Genomic DNA, 26,397 nt, shown 5'->3' with positions numbered 1-26,397 from the left:
TTGATTTAAATAGCTGTATTTTATCTAGTAAAGCATTAAAGCTAAGAAGATTTGATATAATTCTCAATAAGATTTTGAATTTTTTCTATTTGAAAACTCTGACTTAGTGCTTGGATTTCCTGAACAAACGGCACAAATCTATGATCGGCTTTTTCTATTTCCGATAATTTATTTTGTAAAGCTTTTATTCGACCTTTTAAAGCTAATTCATGTAAACGATTTAATTCTTCTGTTGGTGGCAGTACTACTTCTTGGCTAAGTGGTAATGACGAGTTATTTTCTTCTTCATAATTCCATTCTATTTCTAGGTGCGTCTGTAATTTTTCAAGTAAGTCGGAAGCTTGCACTGGCTTGGGTAGAAAATCATCAGCACCAGCATCTAAACTCTTCTGCTTGTCAGTATCAAAAACACTAGCTGATGAAACAATAATCTTGATATCTTGATAATCTGGTAAATTACGTAGATGTTGAATCATTTCCAATCCGTTCATCACTGGCATAGTAATATCAGTAATTATTAAGTTAGGTTGGCAATCAACTGCTTTGGCTAATCCTTGTTTACCATCTTCTGCCTCTACAATTTCAAAACCAATTGGTTCCAGTAAATTCATGAGTACAGAGCGATTTTCCCAACGATCGTCTACTACCAGAATTTTTTGTTTTTTGCCTTGAAAGCCAGTGATAGAACCTTGTTGAGTTACTTTAGATTTATCTGCCCATTCTAAAGATTCAGGTATATCGGCATCAAACCAAAAAATACTACCTTTGTCGGGTTGGCTTTGCACTTCGATAGTATCACCCATCATCTCAACAATTTTTTGACTAATAGCTAATCCTAAACCTGTTCCTTCTGATTGTTTTTTGACATTACCTACCTGCTCAAAAGGTAAAAATATTTGCTCTATTTGCTCACTACTAATCCCCACACCAGTATCTTCAACTTGGAAGCGAATTTGATAAATTACTGGTTCTTGAGCAGAAATTCTTTTAATTTGTATAATTTTTACCGTAAACGTTACATTACCTTTTTCAGTAAATTTAATTGCGTTACCCAATAAATTTATCAAAACCTGTCTTAAACGCTTTTCATCAATATGGATACCTGTTGGTATTTGAGCATCCGGTTGATAAATAAAGTTTAGACCTTTTTGTTCTGCTTTAATTCTACAAATTTCAGCAACGGCTTGGAGGAAGGAGGGAAAATGAAAATTTGTCGGATGTAATTCCATTTTCCTGGCTTCAATTTTAGAAAGGTCAAGAATATCATTAATTAGAGTCAGCAGATGGGAACCACATTGGTTAATAATTGTAATACCTTTCTGCTGCTTCTCTGTCATATTCTTTGAACTTTGCAGAATTTGAGCATAGCCTAAAATTCCATTGAGTGGTGTGCGAAGTTCATGACTCATATTAGCCAGGAATTCGCTTTTAGCTCTGTTGGCACTATCAGCTAATTCTTTAGCTTCTTGTAGTTCGGATGTGCGTTCTTGAACTCGCAATTCTAACTCCTCAAATGACTCTTTTAATTGTGCTGTCATTTGGTGGAAAGACTGTGTCAAAATTTCGATTTCATCGGCGTTTTGGAACTCTGATTGATAGTTTTTCCTGCTATTAACAACCAATACAGCATCTTGGCTCAGACGAAGTGCCCTTTGAGCATCTACTTCTGCTAGCTTCTGGCATTCTTCAAGAATTGGTTGCAAGCGTTTATTAAGTTGACGAATAAACAAAGTCACCACTAATGCTAGTACCATACCAGCACCTAAAGCACCACCAACTGCAATAGATAATACTGGGACTAACACAACTGACTGAGGTACTACTGCTAACATCAACCAGTTAGTTCCCTGTACCCGTTGAAATACCCAGTATTTACCCTTAGCCTGCATAAAACCATCATTATCGGTTTCGAGTTGCTTCCATACATCCCTTAACTCTGGTATGTCCTTATAGGTTGCTAATGATTTAGCTTTTTCTGGTTCTGGTGGATATGCCAGCAAATTACCTTTTTGGCTGACAATTGCAAAGTAGCCTCCTCCCCAAGTTACGGGTTTTTTGATTTCTTCTGTGAGTGCCGTAACGCTGACATCCAATCCTACAACACCAATAAGTTCATCACGATTATTGAATACGGGAGATGTAGTAGTGGTCATAGTAATTCCAAACCAATTATATGGCTCTAACCAGACTTCTTTTCCCGCCTTTACAGGTAATGTATAGTAATCATTTTCAAAACAAGTTGCTTCAAGCCCACAGATATCAGTTAATCGATAATCATTATGAGGAAACGGTAAAGGTTTCCCTACTTGACCTGGTATATTCTGATCTTTATATATATAAGGCCAATAAAACTTCCTATCTGAGAGAATTTTGTAAGCTGCTTGACCAAACCCAGCTCCCATAGTTAGAGATGAGCGTTTCTGAAGAATTTCAAAAACTATTTTCTTATAAGCCTCTGGATCTTTTACTCCTATATCGTTCAAGGTTTTAGCCCCAGCGACCAGACTTAGCATCGATTGTTCTGCTCTACCTAGTTTTCCCTCAACAGACCTGACTTGCGTGCTGAGATTTGCTTCTATTTCTTTTTGTGCCCGGTATTCGAGTGCTTTATAGAAGAAATAGGACATACTACCTAATCCAACCAAAGCACCACTTAATACATAGAAGAATAATCTTGATCCGATTGATTTACGTAGGTGGCTTTGCATAGTCTTAACGAGTCTTACTTTATAGGGTGTTTGATGGATGCTGGGTTGCTGGTACTAGTTATTATTCATAGTTAATAATTCCCTATTAGGTTGAACAAATAACGCTTGAGGAAAAATTAATAAGTAACTTGACCCAGGTAATATCAAACCCATAGATATCATTAGACTGGTCTTTGTACAATTGCAATCTCTGTTCTTTAATTTATTTTCACATAGTATTTTTATCTAATATTGTTTCTTCATTCAATTAGTTTTTAGCCAAATTTTTATACTCTGAAATTGTTTTTATTGTGTCTTGGTGAAAAATCTTATCAACTTTTTCTTTGGGAAGTTTAAGAAAACTTTTGTTAATAAGATAGTCGAAGTAAGTTTGGAGAATATTAACATTGATGATTGGGCAGATTATGGAAGTATCTACAAGCATATCGAGAGTCTTCTGACAGTCAAATACTGTAGAAGTTCTTAAGAAAATTTCTAGATATGTCATTTGGTTATTAAAAATCTTTTCGGTAAACAGAGGAATAATTGGTTCTAATGCATTCTCTTGCTCAATATCTAATTTTAGCAATTCAGATTGCCATTTATCATATGATAAATGTCTAATGTAGTAGCCGAAGCTTTGGATATTAGTAACAATATTGTTCCAAAACAATGGATTAGGATTAACAATATGAAATACTTTTCCCAAAGATTCTCGCTGTCTTGATAAATATAAAATAGCTCTACTAGCATAGTCTATGGGAGTTAAATTGATCCATTGCTCCCAAATAGGTGCAGATCCCATCTGAATCATGCCTTTGATGATTCTGTTTATCAAATCATTAGTTTGAGAAACACCTGTTTGACTATGACCAGACATCATTCCTGGTCTATAAATACATGTAGGAATTCCTCTAGACTGAGCAGCAATTACTAGCTTCTCAGCAACCCATTTAGTTTGGGTATAACCCTGTTTCAGATCGTAAGGATTATCAAGGTGTTCATCCTCTGTAATAATCTTCTTTTCACGAAAAATCAGCGGCTTTAATACATCAATGGTTGAAATGAAGTGGACAGGGGTGGCTTGACCCTGGCTAGCTAACCTAAGAATCTCTTGGGTTCCTAACACATTAGTAGCTCGTAATGTATTGTATGGATAAACCAAATTTACAAGTGCACCAGCATGATAAATTAGATCTAGTTTGTTACCTAATTCTCGGAAGTTTGCGCTAGTTATTCCCAATAAAGGTTGTGATAAATCTCCTAAGATGGGAATTACCTTAGAACTTAACTTACTGCTTCCAAGTTTGTAACGCTCTAGATTAGTTTGAATTTTTTGCCGACCATGCTCAATATTAGAAGCACGAACTAAGCAATAAATATTTGCCTGAGTTTGTTTCAGAAGCTCATCCAGTAAGAAAGCGCCTAAAAACCCTGTAACTCCAGTCAAGAATATATGTTTTGGTTCATTTTTAGATTCAACAAAGGGTAGCTCAGGATAAATTGTTGGATCTAAAATGGACTCTGTATATAAATCTATCTGATTTTCTTCCCCAAAATTAACATCATAATCTAAGTTCTGAGTAGTATTAATCGCTTTAATTAATCCTGCTATGGTTGGTTTTCTAAGAAAGTAGGATAAAGATACTTTTACATGAGTAACCTCTTCTACTTGAGACAGCAGATGAGCTGTAAGCAGAGAATGTCCTCCGAGTTCAAAAAAGTTATCATAAATACCTACTTGTTCTATCCCTAAAATCTGAGACCAAATTTCAGCCAGCTGTTGTTCTATTAGATTTGAAGGCGCAATGTATGCCTCTTTTAACATTGGTCGCTCTTTTTTTGGTTCAGGTAGCGATCGCCGATCAATTTTTCCATTTGTTGTCAGGGGTAGCGTTTCCATCACTACAAATGCTGAAGGAACCATATAGTGAGGTAATTTTTCCTTCAGGTAAGTCCGTAGTTTTAGACCCAATTCGCTTTTCTCGTTGACTTGAAGAGGATTATTAGCATAAGCACTTAATGGTTTTAACTCTAATGATTGCTCTGGCAGGATAGGAATAGCCTTTTGCTCTATTGTTTTTAACTGACTTTGTAGTACAACGTCATAGGTACCTGGTGTATTTAACTCAGACCAAGTTATATGGGCGTTATAGGGTAAATCTTGACTGATATTCCAAAATTCTTCTGGATGAACTCTAGTATATTCATGGATTTGCCAGAGCGCTTCCTTTAGCTGTCCTACAGTTTTTGGTTTATTGCTACTTGCTAGTAGTTCAACTGCTTTCACATCTAAGAATACCCGTGCATTAGGTACATTAATAATCTTGAGAATTTTTGGCTGTTCCTCTTGAAGAAATTTGCAAATTAATGGAATTGATAGTTCTTGTTGTTGCCAATCCCAACATAGAGGCTCTAAAACTTGATATGTATCAGCTTCTACATGAAGGATGGCATCAAAGCGAAACCTAATCAGTTCGTTTTGAGATTGACCTCGCTTGAGAAACGTTTGAACATGACTAATCTGGGGAATCCTCTGCTTCAGAGTAGGAAAGAACTTAGGATGAAGTACTAGTTCTCTTTCATGCAACATTCGCTCTCGAACTATCTGTTGGAGTTGATTGCTAGAAAGAGAAGCAATAGCTTGGCTGAGTTGAACTGCTGTATGAAAAGTTTCGAGTAGCGGTAAACTACGAACATCACCAATGAAAATTTGCCCTCCTGGTTTGATCAACTTGACAACCTTCTCAATAACTTGTACAAGATAATCCACACTAGGAAAGTATTGAATTACAGAGTTAATAATAACGGTATCAAAGCTGCCTGCTTCTAACTCTTCAAGCTCATGGGCTGCACCCTCAGATACTTTTACATGTGACAAATTTGGCTTGCTTTTGCTTAATTGCTGCTCAATGTAATGGATAGCTTGTTTAGAGATATCCGTACCGAAGTAGTGGCTACAATGAGGAGCAATACGAAACAAGAGAAGTCCATTACCACATCCAATCTCCAATACTCGCTGAGGTTTTAAGGAGAGAATGTGCTTAACTGTTGAATTCACATATTCATGCATCTCATCAACTGGTATTGGTAGACCTGTAAAACTATCATTCCAGCTAATAAAATTGAAAGTTGGATCGACATCTTCATAAGGCTGACTATAAGTGGCATCCCATACATTTCTCCATTCCTGAAGTTGTTTAGTATAGAACTGATCCATTGGCCTTAATTGTTCCAAATCACTGTGAGTTTTTGGAACAATATATGCAACCAGGCGTTTGTCTCCAAACTCACCATCTCTAGGAATGACTACAGACTCTCTTATTCCTGGATATTGGTTGATGGCTGCTTCTACTTCTCCTAATTCCACACGGAAGCCACGAATTTTGATTTGGTGATCTATTCGACCAAGGAACTTGAGGTTACCATCGGGCAAATAAACAGCTAAATCTCCGGTTTTGTAGAGCCGTACTTGTGTTTCTTGATTTAAGGAATGAAGAATAAACTTCTCAGATGTTAAATCAGGGCGATTCAGATAACCACGAGCTAACCCAGAACCACTGATATATAATTCACCTGCTACACCCATTGGAACAGGTTTGAGCCGATCACTTTTCCTCCGTGATGGTACTTCTAATAAATAAATTTCTGTATTTGGGAGAGGACGACCAATAGATGGAATTTCGGTTGATCCTTTTTGGATCAAAGCTACTGTGGAATAGGTTGTATCCTCTGTGGGCCCGTAAAGATTGAAGACTTGTTGAATATGCTCTAACTGATAAAGTTGTTGTACCAGAGCATTTTGCAACGGCTCACCTGCCAAGTTAATAGTCTTGACAGAAGAGGGAATACCTTCCATGCGGAGCAATGCTGCGATCGCTGAAGGTACAGTATTGATCAAAGTAACTTCCAATGCTGCTGGTAAGTTAGGTAACTCTAAGGCATCCTGAGCGAGAATTACCTTGCCACCACAGCAAAGAGTGACAAACAATTCAAAAACAGACAAATCGAAGCAAATTGATGTGGAGGCTAACACTCCCTTTAATTGCTCAGGAGTAAAAAATTCTTTGGCCCAATCAATCAGAGCAATTGTATTGCGGTGTTCAATTGCTACACCTTTTGGTATACCTGTAGACCCAGACGTGTAAATTACATAAGCAAGATTGTTAGGTCTGACTTCGCTAATAGGGTTATCTGTTGGCTGTTGAGCTATGTTCTGCCAATCGCTGTTTATATAGACAGTATGTCCCTGATGTTGAGAAACTAATGCCTGTAAATGCTCTTGGGTTAACAGGATAGGAATTTGAGTATCTTCGATGATAAAAGCTAAACGATCTGGGGGATAGGTAGGATCGAGTGGAATATAAGCACCACCTGCTTTGAGTATCCCTAAGAGCGCGACTACCATCTCTAGCGATCGCTCTATACAAACCCCTACTAATGTTTCTGGTTTTACACCTAGAGTTCTCAGGTGATGTGCTAATTGATTGGCTTTTTGATTCAGCTCTCTATATGTTAATTGCTCATTTTGAAAAATGACCGCTACAGCATCAGGGGTTTGTGACACCTGAAATTCCACCAATTGATGAATGGAAATGTTTTTATGATCACTCAGCATGGATTTTTCCATCTAACCAAATGTTGAACTGGAAGTATTCAGAGTACTTAGCAGTACCCTTTTGAAGTCTGTGGCAGTGCATACCCTAATTTTTTCAGTCAATTTATATCTTGACTGTTACTAACAGCTTGGTTTTTAATATTACATAAATAATCTAAGTAATATTATTTACAATATCAATTAGAAGCTATTAGAAAAAAATCTGTAGATATATTTTAATTAGGCTTTTTACTTAATAGCTTGAGTAATGCCACTGGATAAATTGTGAAACTATTTCTGATAGAGTATCTGCCAGCTTTAATCAATTTTTAGGTAAATTTGCGTCCAGATAAAACGTTGTTTGTGAAAAATACTTAAAGCCCTAATGTTGAGATATGAAAATTCTGCTGTCACAAGAGGTTAGGTAGTAATTGCAATCAAACTTTATAAAAAAAATATTGATAAATACAAAGAGTTTATGTAAAAACTGATAATAAGAGGCGGGAAAAATTCCCCCTTATTCACACCGTCTCCCTGGGCAATTAGTTGAGTAATTTTTGTATGGTGTGAGCCAATTTCAGAGAGCCCCGATGATGAGGGAGAAGGTATTTGGCAAAAGTCTTTGAAAATAGCTTTATTCTCAATTTTTACTAATTGAGAATGTTGATTTTAGTGATTTATCAACAATACAGCCATGACCACAACTCTCAGAAGAGGCGAAACCGGTAATCAGTGGGATCGATTCTCGCAATGGATTACTAGCGCTGAAAATCGGCTTTATATCGGCTGGTTTGGTATGTTAATGATTCCCACTTTGTTAACTGCAACCATTTGCTTCATTATTGCCTTCATTGCTGCACCACCGGTTGATATCGATGGTATTCGAGAGCCTGTTTCTGGTTCTTTACTTTACGGTAATAACATCATTACTGGTGCTGTTGTGCCAACATCCAATGCTATTGGTTTGCACTTTTACCCCCTTTGGGAAGCAGCCTCTATGGATGAATGGCTCTACAACGGCGGCCCTTATCAGCTAATTGTTTTGCATTTTCTCATTGGTATTTTCTGCTGGCTCGGTAGGCAATGGGAATTAAGTTTTCGTCTAGGGATGCGTCCCTGGATTTGTGTGGCTTACTCAGCACCCGTAGCTGCGGCGACCTCAGTGTTCTTAATTTATCCCATTGGTCAAGGTAGCTTTTCTGACGGTATGCCTCTAGGTATTAGCGGCACGTTTAACTTTATGCTTGTATTTCAAGCAGAACATAATATTCTGTTCCACCCCTTCCATATGTTTGGGGTAGCAGGTGTTTTCGGTGGTTCTTTATTCTGTGCAATGCATGGTTCTTTGGTGTCTTCCTCGCTAGTTAGGGAGACGACTGAAGTTGAATCGATTAATTATGGATACAGATTTGGTCAAGAACAAGAAACCTATAGCATTGTAGCGGCTCACGGTTATTTTGGACGCTTGATCTGGCAATATGCTAGCTTTAATAACTCTCGTTCGCTGCACTTTTTCTTAGCTGCTTGGCCTGTAGTTTGTATCTGGTTGACAGCTTTGGGTATTAGCACAATGGCATTTAACTTGAATGGATTTAACTTTAACCAATCGGTGCTAGATTCTCAAGGCCGTGTAGTTAGTACATGGGCTGATGTCGTCAATCGTGCCAATTTAGGTATAGAAGTGATGCACGAGCGTAATGCTCATAACTTCCCTCTCGATTTGGCTGCTGATGAATTCATACCTGTGGCTTTCCAGACTCCAGCAATGCATGGTTAATCTGAGGTTAATATAAATTAATAGCGTTCTCGATTGAGAGAGCGCTTTTTTATTGGCATTAAAAATGTATTCACTATCACATAACCTTTTGATAACAAGGTTTTGTGTTCTCTGCGTAGCAGTTGAGAACATGAGATAGCAAAAATATCTGAAGTCGCTGAGTATATTTACGAGCTTGCAATTAGTTAACAGTTAGTAAAATATGACATTTAAGATTTGCAATAGGTTTTTAATAATCAATTCAATATAAGATGTGAAATTTAAATTCTAAAAATCACAATGGCAGACCTTACTCCTAATTCTAGTTTTAGTTTGACTCTGCGCTTGCAGATTCCCAATCGCGTTGGGATGTTGGCTTCAGTTACCCAAGCGATCGCAGCTAGTGGTGGACTACTCGGACAAATTGATTTAATCGAGCAAACCCGCAAAGAGTCTACTCGCGATATTACGGTTGATGCGGCTAGCACTGAACACGCGGAAACTATTGTGCAGGCAGTCAAAGCACTACCACATATTCACTTGCTAAGTGTGTATGACCGCACCTTTAATTTGCATCGTGGCGGTAAAATCAGCATCGCTAGCAGGATTCCTCTCAAGAGTGTTTCTGACTTAGCAATGGCTTACACACCTGGAGTAGGTCGCATTTGTACAGCGATCGCCGAAAATCCAGATGAAGTCTATAACCTCACCATCAAAAAAAATACAGTAGCTATTGTTACCGATGGTAGTGCTGTTTTAGGTTTGGGAAATCTCGGCCCAGCTGCTGCGCTCCCAGTTATGGAAGGGAAAGCGATGCTGTTCAAAGAATTTGCGGGTATTGATGCTTTCCCCATCTGCTTGGCAACTCAAGATACCGATGAGATTGTACGGACAGTCAAAAATCTTGCTCCGGTTTTTGGTGGTGTCAACCTCGAAGATATCGCTGCTCCCCGCTGCTTTGAAATTGAAAGAAGGCTGCGTCAGGAATTAGATATACCTGTTTTTCACGATGACCAGCATGGTACAGCTATTGTCACCTTGGCAGCATTGTTTAATGCTTTGAAGCTGGTAAATAAATCACTAGCAGAAATCCGCATTGTGATTAATGGTGCTGGCGCTGCTGGGGTAGCGATCGCACGTTTACTCCGCAAAGCTGGGGCAGAAAAAATCTGGATGTGCGACTCTAAAGGGATTATCTCTACCAGCCGTACTGATTTGACTGAAGAAAAACGGGAATTTGCAGTTAAAGCCCAAGGTACATTAGCTGGTGCATTGCAAGGCGCTGATGTATTTATTGGCGTAAGCGCACCGGGAGTTTTGACACCAGAAATGGTGCAATCAATGACAAAAGATGCGATCGTGTTTGCAATGGCTAATCCGATTCCCGAAATTCAACCAGAATTAGTCACAAACGATGTAGCTGTAATTGCTACAGGTCGCAGTGATTACCCCAATCAAATCAATAACGTTTTGGCTTTTCCGGGAGTATTTCGCGGTGCATTAGATTGTCAAGCTAAGACAATTACCACCACTATGTATTTAGAAGCTGCACATGCGATCGCATCTTTAGTGAAGCCTTCAGATTTAAATCGGGAACATATTATTCCTTCCGTTTTTGATGAGCGAGTCGCCTCATCTGTAGCGGCGGCTGTACAACAAGCAGCGCGTCAAGAAGGTATTGCTCATAGTTGATACTTTTGTGGGACGGACAATATGTCCGTCCTCACTTCATCAAGATACACACAATAGTGATATCTAAAATCTCTATATTTTGATGTATTGATTTTTGTTGATAATTACGATAGCGCAAATATTATTTTTCATTAACTTGCACTCAACAGCGTATCTCCCAACGAATAAAAACCTTTTTTCTTCCTATCTTCCTGACTTACAGTTTGATTTTTTACCTTTAGCACAAACTTCCCAGCACCCAATCCCCAGTCCCCAGTCCCTAATCCCTAATTTATTGCTGAAAAACTTGAGTAAAACATTACCCTAATGCTACCGTCTACAGGTGAAAAGGATTTGCAGGGATCTCCCATATGAAATGTAGACGAAAACTGGTTTATGGAAAGCATTCACTCATCAGTTTCAGCTTGATATCTGCTTTGCTAGCACCGTATTCAGCAATGATTGCTACACCACCGCGAAACCCAGATAAAACTGTAAATTGTGAAATATTAGTGGTGGGAGGTGGACTTTCGGGTGTCGCTACAGCTTACGAAGGTTTACTTGCAGGTAGAACTGTTTGTTTAACAGAAATTACCGATTGGCTGGGGGGACAAATTTCTGCTCAAGGAACCTCTGCATTAGACGAAAGACCGACTCAAAGAGCACTGAAATTTTATTCTCGCGGTTATTTGGAATTACGCGATCGCATTCAACGCAAGTACGGTAAACTCAATCCTGGTAATTGCTGGGTAAGTGACTCTTGCTTTTTACCCCGTGATGCTCACACCATTTTGACTCAGATGCTCAAAGATGCCGAAAACAAAGGCAAAGGCAAGTTGCAATGGTTTGGCAATACAGTAATTAAAGAATTAGATATTAGTAGTGATGGGAAAATCATCAATAGTGCGATCGCAATTCAACATCAACCTGCAAAAGGCGCACTTCCTCTCAATACTTATCCTTTATCTCAAACTATTGAAGATGCCTATACTTACGGCAATTCATCTCGGTTTACTAAAACAATTATTCGCTTTGTACCTAAAGCCAATCAACAAACATCTCCAAATTGGTATGTTGTAGATGCTAGTGAAACTGGAGAAATCATTGGCCTAGCTGATGTTCCCTACCGATTAGGCATAGATGCTCGTTCTTACTTGGAACCTTCTGCTTCCAGTTCTGAAAACGACCCCTTTTGTCCTCAAGGTTTTACCTACACGTTTGCAATGGAGGCGACTAAGGAAGCACAGCCTCAGACAATGCCTGCATATTATCCTCAATATGCACCTTATTTCAGCTATGAATTGCAACGGTTAGCAAACTTTGATTTAGTTTTTACTTACCGTCGGATTTGGAGTCCTACAAAAGGACAACCAACAAAATTCGGTGGTATTAATTTTACTGCCTCCTCACCTGGGGACATTTCCATGCAAAACTGGACATGGGGTAACGACTATCGCCCAGGAACTGCGGCTGATAACTTAATTTATACTCGTCAGCAATTAGAAAGTACTGGACAGTTGCAGCCTGGTGGCTGGATGGGGGGGCTGAGAACCGAGACCCTACGAAAAGGTGAAGAAAATGCCCTTTCCTATTACTACTGGCTAGTTGCAGGAACGACAGATTCCCAACTAGGAAACGGTGTGAAACAGCCATACCCCAACCATCGTTTATTAACTGGGCTAGATTCCCCAATGGGGACGGTATCTGGTTTGTCCAAATATCCTTATATGCGAGAAGGGAGGCGCATTATTGGCCGTCCTAGCTGGGGACAAGCTTCTGGCTTTGGCATTTGGGAAATTGATATTTCTCGTCGTGACTACAACGACGAATATTACCGTAAGACGCTGCCAGCAGATATGTATAAGCAGCTAAGAGCAGCGCTAGCAGGTTTAGAAGCAACATCCGTAATTTCTGGTCAAATTTCTCCAGATAAAGCCATGCGGCGAACTCGTTCTACTATCTTTCCTGATTCTATCGGTATTGGTCACTATGCTATCGATTTCCATCCCTGTATGACCCAAAGTCCACCAGAAACACCTGGAAATACAGAACGTGCTGGTGAAAGACGCGGCGCAGGTCAAGCTTATCCTTTCCAAATAGCATTACGGGCGATGATTCCCCAAAAAATAGATAATTTAATCGTCGGTGGTAAAAGTATTGGTACCAGCCACATTGCTGCGGCTGCTTATCGCGTCCACTCCTTTGAATGGTCAGCTGGTGCGGCTGCGGGAACAGTTGCAGCTTTCGCCCTCAAAAATGCTGTAGCACCCTACCAACTAGTAGATGAGTTACCCAAACCCGAACCACAATTAGAAGCACTCAAACGTTTATTAGAACAAAATGGCAATCCTACTGCCTTTCCTGACACCTCAATTTTCAATCAAAATTGGGAAGATTGGCGTTAGCTGATTTCATCTATAAGATCCCCTTTCTTCAAAAGTTTGGGGATCTCGAGCCTAATAGCGAATTCGCGGATCGACATAAGCGTTTAAAATATCAATCAAAATACTAGCAGTAACAACGATCGCACCAAAAAATACTAGTACTCCCTGAACTGTAGGATAATCGCGATCGGAAATTGCTTGATACAATCGGTTGGCTAAACCAGGCCAAGAAAATGTAACTTCAGTCAAAATTGCTCCACCTAACAAAGAAGCAAAGGTTAGTCCTAAAACTGTAATGACTGGAATCAAAGCATTTTTCAAAGCATGGGACACTAAAATCTTGTTTTCTGGAATTCCTCTGGCTCTAGCAGCTTCTACATAATCTGCTTGTAGAGTCTGCTTTAAATTGACGCGCACTATCCGTTCAAAAATTCCACTCAACAAAATTCCCAGAGTCAAGCTAGGAAGGGCAATATGGTGTAATGATGTGAAAAATTGGCTGAAGTTTCCAGCAAGTAAGCTATCCAGGGTATATAACCCAGTAATATGAGTAGGAGCCGGAAGATTTGGCGGAAAGCGGTTGGAATTGGGAAACCAACGTAGTTGGACTGAGAAAATTAACTGCAGAATCATTCCCGCCCAAAACATTGGGAGAGCATAAGTAATAATTCCAAATAAACGTCCGCTAGCATCAACAGCTGTTCCAGGACGAGAAGCAGAAAGCGTCCCAACTAAAATTCCCACAATTAAAGCAACTGCCATACTACATACAGCTAACTCTACTGTAGCGGGAAAATATTGCCCGATAATATCCCCAACATTCTGCCCGCGGCTTGTTAAAGAAGTTCCTAAATCAAAGCGCAGTAAGTTTCCTAAATAATTTAAATACTGTAACCACAAAGGTAAATCTAAACCGAGTTGTTTGCGTAATTCCGCTTTGGCACTTTCTGGCGCACGTCCGCCCAAAATTGCATCCGCCGGATCACCTGGTGTGGCTCTGAGTAGGAGAAATACGATAGTGATAATAGTTAATAGCTGGAGTGGTGCTAATAGTAACCGCGAAGCAATGTAATATTGTAGAGCTTTGGATCGAGACATAATTTATTTATTATTTATTTAGTCATTAGCCATTTATCCAACTAAGAACAAATGACTAATGACAAAGGACAACAGACGAAATTACTTTTTAATCGGCTTGTAAACTAAATTTTGGGTGGGGTCAAGTTGAACATTACTGACACCTTTTTGGGCAAATACATAATCTTTGTTTTGCCATAAGGGAACGTAAGGCACATCATTTGCAACTTGTGTTTGAATTTGAGTAAATATTTGCTTACGCGCCTCTGGATTTTGTTCTTTCCGTTGTTGATCGATTAGTTTATTAACGGTTTCGTTGTAATAGAAAGAACCTTGAGTTTGGCTTCCGCCATCTTCGCATCCCTTGGCAACAGAACCTTTTTGACAAGCCAAAAATGGTTGTACGTAATTATCAGGATCTAAAAAGTCTGGATACCAATCCAGTAGTGCAATGGAATACAAACCTTTACCAATTTCTTTAAAGAAGGTAGCACCTTCCACAGTTTTGGCTTCCAGTACTAGTATGCCTTCCATTTTTTGATCGACTAGTGATTTTATTGTCTGTGCTGCCAAACTTCTTGTAGGTGAACTAGCAGGATACCAAACTTCTACTTTTGCTGGATTATCTTTAGAAAAACCAGCAGCCGTTAATAGTTGTTTGGCTTTGTCAACATTAGCATCCCCATATTGATCTTTAAATAAAGGCTGGGAAACATTAAATGTCGTAGGAATCATGCTGTAAAGTGGATCAGCTTGATTAAACAAGACTCGCTGATTTAACAGTGGACGATCAATTAAAGATGCGATCGCTTGTCTGACTTCTGGTTTATCTAAAGGTTTCTGATTCCGGTTCAGCACCATATAGCTGACTACACTACCTTGGGCGGTAATCGCTTGCCAATCTCCTTTTTTTGCACCTTCTTCCAAGCTGCGAATTTGATCGGGTTGCAAAGAAAGATAAGCGACATCTACAGCACCTGTACGGAAAGCATTAAATAAATTCACCGGGCTAGTCTGAATTTGAACGTTAACGCCCTGATTCGCAGGTTTTTCACCCCAATACTTATCAAATACATCCAAACGCAGCGAATCAGTACCATAGGCTGCTAATTTGTAAGGGCCAGTTCCCACAAAGGTCTCTGGCTTAAATTTCCCTGCGCCCAACTCATAAGCTTTTGGCGAAACTGGACAAACTCCAGAGAATGCTAGTAGAGAGGGAAATGCTGCAAAAGGTTTTTTCAGCTTGATAGTTAACTCAGACTCACCAGTAGCTTTGACTGAATCTACTGTATCAGCTAGTAAGAAGGAAGGTTTACCCTTATTCTCAATAAAACGTTTAATACTAAAAGCCATCGCTTCCGCATTAAAGGGAGTTCCATCGTGAAAAACTACTCCCTGGCGTAAAGGAATGGTGTAAGTTAAACCATCTGCACTGACTTTGGGTAATGCTGTCGCCAGTTGAGGCTTAATTTCTGTACTACCAGGCTCATAAGTATAGAGGCGATCGCTCATATTAAACACTAAACCCAATGATGCCAACTCGTAAGCATCTGCCGGATCTAGAGTTCTTGGCTTGGATGTCGTCCCAATAGTAATGCGTCCATCCCCTGTTGTAGAGTTCGGAGAACTAGTAGAAGTAGTTGAAGTAGTTGTCTGTTGGCGAGGACTACAGCTCACAACCAATAGTAAACATAGACAAAATAAAGAGAGGAATTGTGTCATCCTGCTCCATCGTCTGACTGGTAAGACAAACCTGGTCATAGAAATATCAAGTATTGAGAACAATGGTGAGTCATTTTACTATAGGTTGGCGAATAGCCCACATCAAATAGCAAAGTTTATTGCCAAATTCCGGCAAAATTACATACTTACAGATTAAATTCTTATATCTTGCAAAAATTCATACTTATTAAAATATTGCAACATTAACTCATTTTAGTCGCAAATTTTATGAGTACTTAGTACTGCTACGTAGAATTGAAAATTAAAAACCAAAATTCTATTTAGCTAGACAGCGTCAGGATTTCATCTATTTTACAGAGGTGTTTTATTGACACTGTAATGTACTAAATGGTTAAGCTGCTGAAGCTCTAAATCAAACATTTTTCATTTGCTGTCTAGTTTGATTAATAAATATTAGATAAATATCAATATATATACATCAGCCATTGAAAAGATTGCGATATCGTAAACAGCAGATTGAGACTCTAATAGTAGGACTAAGAACGTGAAGTATTTCTTTTTATCTGAAGGTTGGGCTGTTTCTAGAGTATGGGCATCTGATGGACTTTGGCAGATTACTGCATGGCGACGACAACCTGATATTCAGCAATTGAATATTTGTCTTATAGAAAATAACGAATTGTTGTGGCTTTATCGAGTTGAAGATGCCATTTTAACTGTAGAAGTGAAACCTACAACACCAGTTCCAGTTCAAAATACCATTGGTCAAGTAGTACTGAAGCGTCTAATGACAGCTGAACAGGTAATCGAACGTTTGGGTACAGCACAAGCCAAGTGTCAGCTGCAGAACATGCAATCAGTTACATAGTAGCGATTGGCAATAGGGGATTGGGGCTAAGAGGAGTAGCGGCTGGGCATGAAATTAGAAGAATTCCCTTGCCATTCTCATATTCCTCATCCCCCAAAGAATACGCAAATTAAATCTGTGACAGGCAGTTGTAGCAAAATTTCTTGCAGATGCTACGCGATCGCATCTATTTACACGCTTGCAAACCGTACCATCAATAGTTACACTTTTTAAAATATTCTCATTTTTGCTTGGCAATTGCCTAGCACGCCTGACTACCTAAATGCCTGAGAAGTACTTAACTAGTTCTACAAGAACAAGCCAAAGTTTTCGCAAGCCAACTTTTAGGTAAGTCTAGTAAATAGCGATCGTTATCCTGGGTAAGGACCGTTATGCGTGTCAGCATTGCCAGAATACCCACCCTGTCTCATTGATTAAGACTCAGCGGTGGTAAGCAAGGCCCTGGCAATAACAAAAAAACTGAGAGAAGTCACCGCAGGGACTTCTACCATGTATTACTTTTGTAAGAAAATTGCTTTGTAAACTAACTCATCGAGGAGGAGCGTAGTCGATGGGACTACCCTGGTACCGAGTACATACAGTCGTTCTGAATGATCCAGGACGGCTGATTTCTGTACACTTGATGCACACAGCTCTAGTAGCAGGCTGGGCTGGTTCGATGGCACTCTACGAACTAGCTATTTACAACCCTAGCGATCCAGTTCTCAACCCTATGTGGCGTCAAGGGATGTTCGTGTTACCCTTCATGGCACGTTTGGGTGTAACTCAATCTTGGGGTGGTTGGAGCGTTACTGGCGCGCCAGCAACCGATCCTGGTTTCTGGTCTTTTGAAGGCGTTGCTGCTGCTCACATCATTCTTTCTGGTTTGTTGTTTTTAGCCGCAGTCTGGCACTGGGTTTACTGGGATTTGGAACTCTTTAGAGATCCTCGTACAGGTGAACCAGCTCTAGACTTGCCCAAGATGTTTGGTATTCACCTATTCTTATCTGGTCTACTCTGTTTCGGCTTCGGTGCTTTTCACCTCACTGGGCTATATGGCCCAGGAATGTGGGTTTCCGATGCCTTTGGAGTCACAGGTAGCGTCCAACCAGTAGCACCTGAATGGGGGCCAGATGGGTTTAACCCCTTTAACCCTGGTGGTGTTGTTGCTCACCACATAGCTGCTGGTATCGTCGGCATTATTGCAGGCTTATTCCACCTCACAGTCAGACCACCCGAACGGCTTTATAAAGCTTTGCGGATGGGTAATATTGAAACCGTACTGTCCAGCAGTATTGCTGCGGTCTTCTTTTGTGCCTTCGTGGTTGCTGGTACTATGTGGTACGGTAACGCGACCACTCCTATTGAACTATTTGGGCCTACTCGTTACCAATGGGATCAAGGTTACTTCCGTCAAGAAATTCAGCGCCGCGTACAAAGCGATCTAGCTCAAGGTGCGACACTTACAGAAGCCTGGTCAAAAATTCCTGAAAAATTGGCTTTCTACGATTACGTCGGCAATAGCCCTGCCAAAGGCGGTTTATTCCGTACAGGTCAAATGAACAAGGGTGATGGTATTGCCCAATCTTGGCAAGGTCATGCAGTATTCAAAGATTCTGAAGGTAGAGAATTGACTGTACGTCGTCTGCCTAACTTCTTTGAAACTTTCCCAGTAATCTTGACCGACGCAGATGGTGTTGTTCGTGCTGATATTCCTTTCCGTCGGGCAGAATCCAAATATAGCTTTGAACAATCTGGTGTAACTGTTAGCTTCTATGGTGGAAATCTAAATGGACAAACCATCAAAGATCCCGCTGAAGTGAAGAAATACGCCCGTAAAGCTCAAGGCGGTGAAATATTTGAATTTGACCGGGAAACCTTGAACTCTGATGGGGTATTCCGTACTAGCCCCAGAGGTTGGTTTACCTTTGGACACGCTGTATTTGCTCTCTTATTCTTCTTTGGTCACCTTTGGCATGGCGCTCGTACAATCTACCGCGACGTATTTGCTGGTGTAGAAGCGGATCTAGAAGAGCAAGTGGAATGGGGTCTATTCCAAAAAGTGGGTGACAAGACAACCCGCCGTAAGGAAGCTCTTTAAGATTTAGAGACTAGGGACTTGGGATGAGGGTCTAGAAGCTCCAGAAAAGTTTTCTCAGATACCCAAATACTAATTCCCAGTCCCCAACACCTCATAACCTGGCTTGTTACAATATTATTACTGGCTGGATAGGCAGGAACTTGTAATATGGAAAGCGTTGCGTACATCTTAATTTTCACCCTGTGTATAGGAGTTCTCTTCTTTGCGATCGCATTTCGCGAACCCCCTCGCATTGCGAAAAAAGATGATTAGATTACTATTACCAGGATTTTAAGGTTATCTAAACCTATTTATCCGCTGCTATCTCTTGGGTAACAGCGGATATTTACGTATAATCACTCTTAAAATAATTTAATAGACAAAAATTACACCCTACGCTATCACTAGCGCTGAACTATCGATCATCATGATGTCAATAAGAAGGTAAGACTTTAGTGTAAGCTAGAGGCTGGGTAAGATACTTTAATTATGAGTAGTTTGATTGCAAATTATAAATATTAGGGTTGAAACCTTTGGCGCTAAACATCAACTTTTCATAAAAGGCTTGTCACCAGATATTATGATATAATCTTCTATCTGGAAGTTGATATGTGTTGTTACTAGCTTTTCTGCGCTAGGATAAAAAAAGTTTAGGCTAGTATGATATAGCTTGCCTAGAAATTGCACTCGCGACAAAAAATTTACGGAGACTAGAACCAGGAACAAATTAGCATGGTCAATCAGAATTTAACCGCTACAGAAATTGGATTTACTCACGAAGATTTCGCTGCTCTACTTGATAAGTACGATTATCACTTTAGCCCTGGCGATATTGTACCAGGAACAGTTTTCAGTATAGAGCCGCGCGGCGCTCTGATTGACATAGGTGCGAAAACAGCAGCATACATACCTATACAAGAAATGTCTATTAACCGGGTAGATAGCCCGGAAGAAGTGTTACAGTCTAACGAAACTCGGGAATTTTTTATTCTTACTGACGAAAACGAAGATGGTCAGTTGACCCTTTCAATCCGTCGTATTGAATATATGCGGGCTTGGGAACGCGTGCGGCAGCTACAAGCTGAAGATGCTACTGTACGCTCTGGTGTGTTTGCTACTAACCGTGGTGGCGCATTAGTGCGGATTGAGGGATTGCGTGGCTTTATTCCCGGTTCCCACATCAGCACTCGCAAACCTAAAGAAGAACTGGTAGGTGAAGAACTACCATTGAAATTCTTGGAAGTAGATGAAGAACGTAACCGCTTAGTGCTATCTCATCGTCGAGCGCTAGTTGAGCGGAAGATGAACCGCCTCGAAGTTGGTGAAGTTGTGATCGGTACAGTACGCGGTATTAAACCCTACGGTGCGTTCATTGATATCGGTGGTGTTAGTGGTCTGTTGCACATCTCCGAAATTTCCCACGAGCATATTGATACACCCCACAGTGTTTTCAACGTCAATGATGAAGTTAAAGTTATGATTATTGACTTGGATGCAGAAAGAGGTCGGATTTCCTTATCAACCAAACAACTGGAACCTGAACCTGGCGATATGATTAAAAATCGTGATTTGGTTTATGATAAGGCCGAAGAAATGGCAGCTAAGTATCGAGAACAGTTGCTAGCAAAACAGCAAGGAATTACTTCTGTAGCTGTTGATGCTCTAGTTGAAGAAGAAATTCCAGCAGCTATTGAAGAAGAAATTCCAGCAGCTATTGAAGAAGAAATTCCAGCAGCTATTGAAGAATAAAAAACTGCTATTTTTCTTTAAATAAAAGCATTAAATTTAAAAAAAGGGGGATTCTCCCTCTTTTTTTATGCTCATAAAATTCCTATGAGGTGAAAGATTTTGGCAACTATTAAATGTAGAAATATCACATTTACAAATATCAAAGCAGTGATATTTGACAAAAACGGTACCTTAGAAGACTCAGAAGCTTATTTGCGATCGCTTTCCCAAAGAACAGCACGCTTAATAGACGCACAAATCCCCGGTATTGGGGAACCCCTATTGATGGCATTTGGCGTTAATAATAATAACCTTGACCCAGCAGGTATAATGGCAGTCGCAAGTCGCCGCGAAACAGAAATTGCAGCAGCAGCATATATTGCTGAAACTGGTAGGGGATGGTTTGAGTCTTTAAAAATTGCCCGTCACGCTTTGGATGAAGCAGACAAATATATTGGTCAAACCCCTTCACCACTATTTGTGGGTAGCTTAGAGGTGATTAAATCTCTTTCACAAACAGGAATAAAACTCGGTATTCTCTCGGCTGCAAAAACTCAAGAAGTGCAAATGTTTGTAGCACATCATCAGCTAGGGAGCTATTTACAGTTAGAAATGGGAGTAGATGAAGGGCCTAGTAAACCAGATCCCATATTATTTCTACAAGCTTGCCAAGCTTTGGGTATAGAACCCAGCGCCACACTCATGGTAGGTGATTCTGTTGGTGATATGCAAATGGCACGCAATGCTAAAGCTGCAGGCTGTGTTGGCATCACTTGGATTAATAAAACAGATCATGTCCGAGGTGCAGATGTCGTTATTAATCAACTTGATGAAATTCAAATTTTAGAGCCTTAAATATTAGCTAAAGTCAAAATTTTTTATTATCAGATGCTAATGAATATATCAAAATAAAAATCATGCGATCCGTTAATGCAAATCATATGCTCGTTAGGTCAAGTATCAAACTATGACAGCTTATCAACTGGACTTTAGACTAAATAGGGTTGGCGGGGAAAATAACACTGAGAGAAAAATAGTCAAAAAAAGGACATAGCTGAACAGGAGAAAAATCCGCGAACAAAAAAAGCGGTCAGCGATGTTGAACTAACCGCAAATTGGTCAATGCTGATAAAAGGAAAAAAATTAACAGCTTGACCATGACATTAGAAAAGCTTAAACAATTTCGCACAGGTGTGTACACTATCCTGGGTAAAGCCAAAGATGCCTTATTCGACTTGATGGATGCAGTGTTAGTAACACGTAGTATTAATTCATTTGCAGAACTATCAGTGTCTCCCGTGTTTCGCAGGCAATGGTCGAGTGTATACGAGGCAATACAAGACGGAAATCCGCCCCGAACCGAACTGATGAAGTTGTATATAAAACAACTCAATCCCACAGAAAAAATCATCTTAGCAGGAGACCATACAGCTTGGGCAAGATTACATGCCCCAACATTGAAAGACCGAACCTATGAGCATCAAGTTCAACCCATGTCAGGGGCAAAACCCGTAACCTTGGGACAAGGCTACAGCACCATTGCAGTTGTGCCGGAAACAGAGGGCAGTTGGGCATTACCCCTATTACATGAACGCATCACCAGTTTTGAGAACCCAATTCAAAAAGCTGCCGCACAACTAAAACTAGTATGCTCAAACCTGCCAACAAGCCCCATTAGCTTGTGGGATGCAGAATACGGGTGTGCTAGTTTCGTGAAACAAACAAGCGATATTGCCGCAGACAAATTAATGCGTTTGCGCTCCAATCGACTGCTGTATGGTGCGCCCCCACCTTATGGCGGCACTGGTCGTCCCCGTATCCACGGTGATAAATTTAAACTCAACGATTCGTCTACATGGTGGACACCTGACCAAATCATTGAAGTCAACGACCCAAAAATGGGGCGTTTATCTATCCGCTTATGGTGTAATCTTCATTTTCAACAGTCCAAAGATCATTCCATGAATTTGATTCAAATTCAGCGCTTAGATGAATTTGGTGTGCCAAAAAACAAGGCTTTATGGTTGGTGTGGGTGGGACTATCTATGCCTGCTTTATCCTCATTCTGGCAGCTTTACTGCCGTCGATTTGCCATTGACCACTGGTATCGTTTTGCCAAAGGGCGCTTGCATTGGACTCTGCCGCAATTGAGTACCCCAGAACAGTGTCAGCGGTGGAGTGACCTTTTACCCCTGATGACTTGGCAACTTTGGCTTGCACATGGGATTGTACATGACAATCCTTTACCTTGGCAGAAAAAACAGTCCAGATTGTCCCCTGGACGGGTCGCTCAAGCAATGGCAGCAGTTTTCGCCGCCATTGGTACACCGTCTGTTTCACCCAAACCCCGTGGAAAGTCTCAAGGCTGGCCTGCTGGCAAAGTTCGCCTGCGTAGAATTCGTTATCCTACAGTTAAAAAAAGTACTGCCAAGCCGAAAAAAGAACAACCACAGTCCGCTTGACATTGAGTTTTTTTGCTTTGAGATGTGTAACTTGTCAACTCACTGCTGCTGGGTCATTTTGTCATGCTTTAGTCTAAACTCCAGTATCAAGCATATTTAGAAAACACTTTGTACGGATGGCTCTGCTTTTAGCACATTAGAGCAATTTAAAAAAGCTGGCGTTGCATATTTGCATCTGTGGGATAAATTCAAAATTTTGGGTAAAGCCAAAAGTCGATTGTTTGTGCCTTGGCGTAAGACAAAAATCATCCCATCATTCAGGAACGCTCTAAATTCTTTGTCTAAGGCCTGCTGTCATTTTCCGAAACATACATTCTCTAGTGCAACAGATGGTAATGAGTAGAGGTGAGTTGAAGCGTAACAGGGGGATTCGCATGAGATAAATACTCAGCCATAGTTCAGGCTGACTCAGATATTAAAGAAGAAAAAACGCCAAAAGGCTTAACCCATAGAGGTTTACTGTCGTAGTGCAGCAATGGTAGAGAGTGGGTTGGAAAAAAAGTTGACAAAAGGGTTGACGAAACAGAAAAAGAGTTGTTAATGTAGATAAGTGCTAAGGCGGAAAGATGCCAAAGCAACCGAACCGAGAAAAACAAATACTTTGAAAGCTTCAGAAACAATCCTCGTCAATTAAGATTGTTGGGTTAAGACCCAAAGAAATCTGAAAAAAGAAATATAGGATTCCGAGACATAAAGTCATCGGAGCCACAAGCTCGAAATCAAAATGGAGAGTTTGATCCTGGCTCAGGATGAACGCTGGCGGTATGCTTAACACATGCAAGTCGAACGGTCTCTTCGGAGATAGTGGCGGACGGGTGAGTAACGCGTGAGAATCTAGCTTCAGGTCGGGGACAACCACTGGAAACGGTGGCTAATACCGGATGTGCCGAAAGGTGAAAGATTTATTGCCTGAAGATGAGCTCGCGTCTGATTAGCTAGTAGGTGTGGTAAGAGCGCACCTAGGCGACGATCAGTAGCTGGTCTGAGAGGATGATCAGCCACACTGGGACTGAGACACGGCCCAGACTCCTACGGGAGGCAGCAGTGGGGAATTTTCCGCAATGGGCGAAAGCCTGACGGAGCAATACCGCGTGAGGGAGGAAGGCTCTTGGGTTGTAAACCTCTTTTCTCAGGGAAGAAAAAAATGACGGTACCTGAGGAATAAGCATCGGCTAACTCCGTGCCAGCAGCCGCGGTAATACGGAGGATGCAAGCGTTATCCGGAATGATTGGGCGTAAAGCGTCCGCAGGTGGCTATGTAAGTCTGCTGTTAAAGAGTGAGGCTCAACCTCATAAGAGCAGTGGAAACTACATAGCTAGAGTGCGTTCGGGGCAGAGGGAATTCCTGGTGTAGCGGTGAAATGCGTAGAGATCAGGAAGAACACCGGTGGCGAAAGCGCTCTGCTAGGCCGCAACTGACACTGAGGGACGAAAGCTAGGGGAGCGAATGGGATTAGATACCCCAGTAGTCCTAGCCGTAAACGATGGATACTAGGCGTGGCTTGTATCGACCCGAGCCGTGCCGGAGCTAACGCGTTAAGTATCCCGCCTGGGGAGTACGCACGCAAGTGTGAAACTCAAAGGAATTGACGGGGGCCCGCACAAGCGGTGGAGTATGTGGTTTAATTCGATGCAACGCGAAGAACCTTACCAAGACTTGACATGTCGCGAACCCTCTGGAAAGGGAGGGGTGCCTTCGGGAGCGCGAACACAGGTGGTGCATGGCTGTCGTCAGCTCGTGTCGTGAGATGTTGGGTTAAGTCCCGCAACGAGCGCAACCCTCGTTTTTAGTTGCCAGCATTAAGTTGGGCACTCTAGAGAGACTGCCGGTGACAAACCGGAGGAAGGTGGGGATGACGTCAAGTCAGCATGCCCCTTACGTCTTGGGCTACACACGTACTACAATGCTACGGACAAAGGGCAGCGAGCTAGCGATAGCAAGCAAATCTCATAAACCGTGGCTCAGTTCAGATCGCAGGCTGCAACTCGCCTGCGTGAAGGAGGAATCGCTAGTAATTGCAGGTCAGCATACTGCAGTGAATTCGTTCCCGGGCCTTGTACACACCGCCCGTCACACCATGGAAGCTGGCAACGCCCGAAGTCATTACTCCAACCATTCGTGGGGGAGGATGCCGAAGGCAGTGCTGGTGACTGGGGTGAAGTCGTAACAAGGTAGCCGTACCGGAAGGTGTGGCTGGATCACCTCCTTTTAGGGAGACCTACCCAACTTTGAAATCGAAAGCAAACAGTGAATAGAGACAAAGATGGTCTACTCTAGGTCGGTCGAGATTGATGAAGAACTTTCAAAGTATTGTGTGTTCGGTAAATAAAAATGATTGCAAACATCAAAAGGTAAAATCAGCAATTGACTCTTTGTTTAAATAGTCAAACTGCTGGAATAATTCCAGCCAGAACCTTGAAAACTGCATAGTAACGCGATAGAAAGCAGGCAGACACAGGCACGAATAGTGTTGGTGAATGCAAGTTGGAAAACCAATGGAATAGTGGTCAAGCTAATAAGGGCTGATGGTGGATACCTAGGCACACAGAGGCGAAGAAGGACGTGGTTACCGACGAAATGCTCCGGGGAGTTGGAAGCAGACTGTGAGCCGGAGATATCCGAATGGGGGAACCCTAAATACTACCTGCTGAATATATAGGCAGGAAAGAGCCAACCCAGCGAATTGAAACATCTTAGTAGCTGGAGGAAGAGAAATCAAATTAGAGATTCCCTAAGTAGTGGTGAGCGAAAGGGGAAGAGCCTAAACCAGAGGGTTTACCTTCTGGGGTAGTGGGACAGCGAGAACGAATCTAGCGGTTAGACGAAGCAGCTAAATACTGCACCAAAGAAGGTGAAAGTCCTGTAGTCAAAAACTCAAGGATAGGAGCTGAATCCCGAGTAGCATGGGGCACGAGGAATCCCATGTGAATCAGCGAGGACCACCTCGTAAGGCTAAATACTACTGTGTGACCGATAGTGAACCAGTACCGCGAGGGAAAGGTGAAAAGAACCCCGGAAGGGGAGTGAAATAGAACATGAAACCATCAGCTTACAAGCAGTGGGAGTCCGATTAAACGGATGACCGCGTGCCTGTTGAAGAATGAGCCGGCGACTTATAGGCACTGGTAGGTTAAAGCGAGAATGCTGGAGCCAAAGCGAAAGCGAGTCTGAAGAGGGCGATAATCAGTGTTTATAGACCCGAACCCTGGTGATCTAACCATGTCCAGGATGAAGCTTGGGTAACACCAAGTGGAGGTCCGAACCGACCGATGTTGAAAAATCGGCGGATGAGGTGTGGTTAGGGGTGAAATGCCAATCGAACCAGGAGCTAGCTGGTTCTCCCCGAAATGTGTTTAGGCGCAGCGGTAATGATTATATTTGGGGGGTAAAGCACTGTTTCGGTGCGGGCTGGGAGACCGGTACC

Annotated in this window: 13 protein-coding genes and 2 rRNA genes (1 of these 15 running past the window's edge); 11 read left to right on the top strand and 4 right to left on the bottom strand. The window is 41.4% G+C overall.

Annotated features, from left to right (window positions below):
• Window positions 1-41: 41 nt before the first annotated feature.
• Entirely contained in the window at window positions 42-2,627 is a 2,586-nt protein-coding gene (locus AACU25_RS24250; RefSeq protein WP_321206886.1) for a hybrid sensor histidine kinase/response regulator, read from the bottom strand.
• A 328-nt stretch (window positions 2,628-2,955) separates the two neighbouring features.
• Window positions 2,956-7,305, bottom strand: coding sequence for an amino acid adenylation domain-containing protein (locus AACU25_RS24245; RefSeq protein WP_096580039.1), 4,350 nt, complete (start codon window positions 7,303-7,305; stop codon window positions 2,956-2,958).
• A 673-nt stretch (window positions 7,306-7,978) separates the two neighbouring features.
• Between AACU25_RS24245 and psbA the strand changes: the two genes are divergently transcribed.
• The 3 genes from psbA (at window position 7,979) to AACU25_RS24230 (ending at window position 13,116) form a co-directional block, all read left to right on the top strand.
• On the top strand, window positions 7,979-9,061 hold the full coding sequence (gene psbA / locus AACU25_RS24240) for a photosystem II q(b) protein (protein ID WP_096580037.1): 1,083 nt from the start codon (window positions 7,979-7,981) through the stop codon (window positions 9,059-9,061).
• A gap of 279 nt (window positions 9,062-9,340) precedes the next feature.
• Window positions 9,341-10,732 carry a malic enzyme-like NAD(P)-binding protein gene (locus AACU25_RS24235; protein WP_045874837.1) on the top strand — a complete coding sequence of 464 codons (1,392 nt, stop codon included), beginning with the start codon at window positions 9,341-9,343 and terminating at the stop codon, window positions 10,730-10,732.
• 350 nt (window positions 10,733-11,082) lie between these two features.
• Entirely contained in the window at window positions 11,083-13,116 is a 2,034-nt protein-coding gene (locus tag AACU25_RS24230; protein ID WP_096580035.1) for an FAD-dependent oxidoreductase, read from the top strand.
• A gap of 51 nt (window positions 13,117-13,167) precedes the next feature.
• On the opposite strand, the gene AACU25_RS24225 is transcribed toward AACU25_RS24230, so the two are convergent.
• Both AACU25_RS24225 and AACU25_RS24220 read right to left on the bottom strand, forming a co-directional pair.
• The gene (locus AACU25_RS24225; RefSeq protein WP_096580033.1) at window positions 13,168-14,193 is read right to left on the bottom strand and encodes an ABC transporter permease; all 1,026 of its coding nucleotides are present in this window, start codon (window positions 14,191-14,193) and stop codon (window positions 13,168-13,170) included.
• 81 nt (window positions 14,194-14,274) lie between these two features.
• The gene (locus AACU25_RS24220; RefSeq protein ID WP_096580031.1) at window positions 14,275-15,933 is read right to left on the bottom strand and encodes an ABC transporter substrate-binding protein; all 1,659 of its coding nucleotides are present in this window, start codon (window positions 15,931-15,933) and stop codon (window positions 14,275-14,277) included.
• A gap of 466 nt (window positions 15,934-16,399) precedes the next feature.
• Between AACU25_RS24220 and AACU25_RS24215 the strand changes: the two genes are divergently transcribed.
• The 8 genes from AACU25_RS24215 to AACU25_RS24180 form a co-directional block, all read left to right on the top strand.
• Window positions 16,400-16,723, top strand: a complete 324-nt coding sequence (locus AACU25_RS24215; RefSeq protein ID WP_096580029.1) for a hypothetical protein — start codon at window positions 16,400-16,402, stop codon at window positions 16,721-16,723.
• Window positions 16,724-17,273: 550 nt separating this feature from the next.
• Complete coding sequence (gene psbB / locus AACU25_RS24210) at window positions 17,274-18,803, top strand: photosystem II chlorophyll-binding protein CP47 (RefSeq protein ID WP_045874842.1); 1,530 nt, start codon at window positions 17,274-17,276, stop codon at window positions 18,801-18,803.
• A gap of 147 nt (window positions 18,804-18,950) precedes the next feature.
• A complete protein-coding gene (locus AACU25_RS24205; protein WP_071989499.1) occupies window positions 18,951-19,055 on the top strand; it encodes a photosystem II reaction center protein T in 105 nt (34 codons plus the stop codon).
• 459 nt (window positions 19,056-19,514) lie between these two features.
• On the top strand, window positions 19,515-20,531 hold the full coding sequence (locus AACU25_RS24200; RefSeq protein ID WP_096580026.1) for a 30S ribosomal protein S1: 1,017 nt from the start codon (window positions 19,515-19,517) through the stop codon (window positions 20,529-20,531).
• Window positions 20,532-20,630: 99 nt separating this feature from the next.
• Window positions 20,631-21,365, top strand: coding sequence for an HAD family hydrolase (locus AACU25_RS24195; protein WP_096580024.1), 735 nt, complete (start codon window positions 20,631-20,633; stop codon window positions 21,363-21,365).
• Between the two features lie 302 nt (window positions 21,366-21,667).
• A complete protein-coding gene (locus AACU25_RS24190) occupies window positions 21,668-22,972 on the top strand; it encodes an NF041680 family putative transposase (protein WP_096579305.1) in 1,305 nt (434 codons plus the stop codon).
• A gap of 721 nt (window positions 22,973-23,693) precedes the next feature.
• A 16S ribosomal RNA gene (locus tag AACU25_RS24185) occupies window positions 23,694-25,182 on the top strand.
• A 296-nt stretch (window positions 25,183-25,478) separates the two neighbouring features.
• A 23S ribosomal RNA gene (locus tag AACU25_RS24180) occupies window positions 25,479-26,397 on the top strand; it runs 1,904 nt beyond the window's last position.
• Together the 16S and 23S rRNA genes form the textbook arrangement of a ribosomal RNA operon.

Source organism: Tolypothrix tenuis PCC 7101 (assembly GCF_963874875.1).
GTDB lineage: Bacteria > Cyanobacteriota > Cyanobacteriia > Cyanobacteriales > Nostocaceae > Aulosira > Aulosira tenue.
Note: the sequence above shows the minus strand (reverse complement) of the source record. Positions and strands in the feature narration are given on the sequence as shown.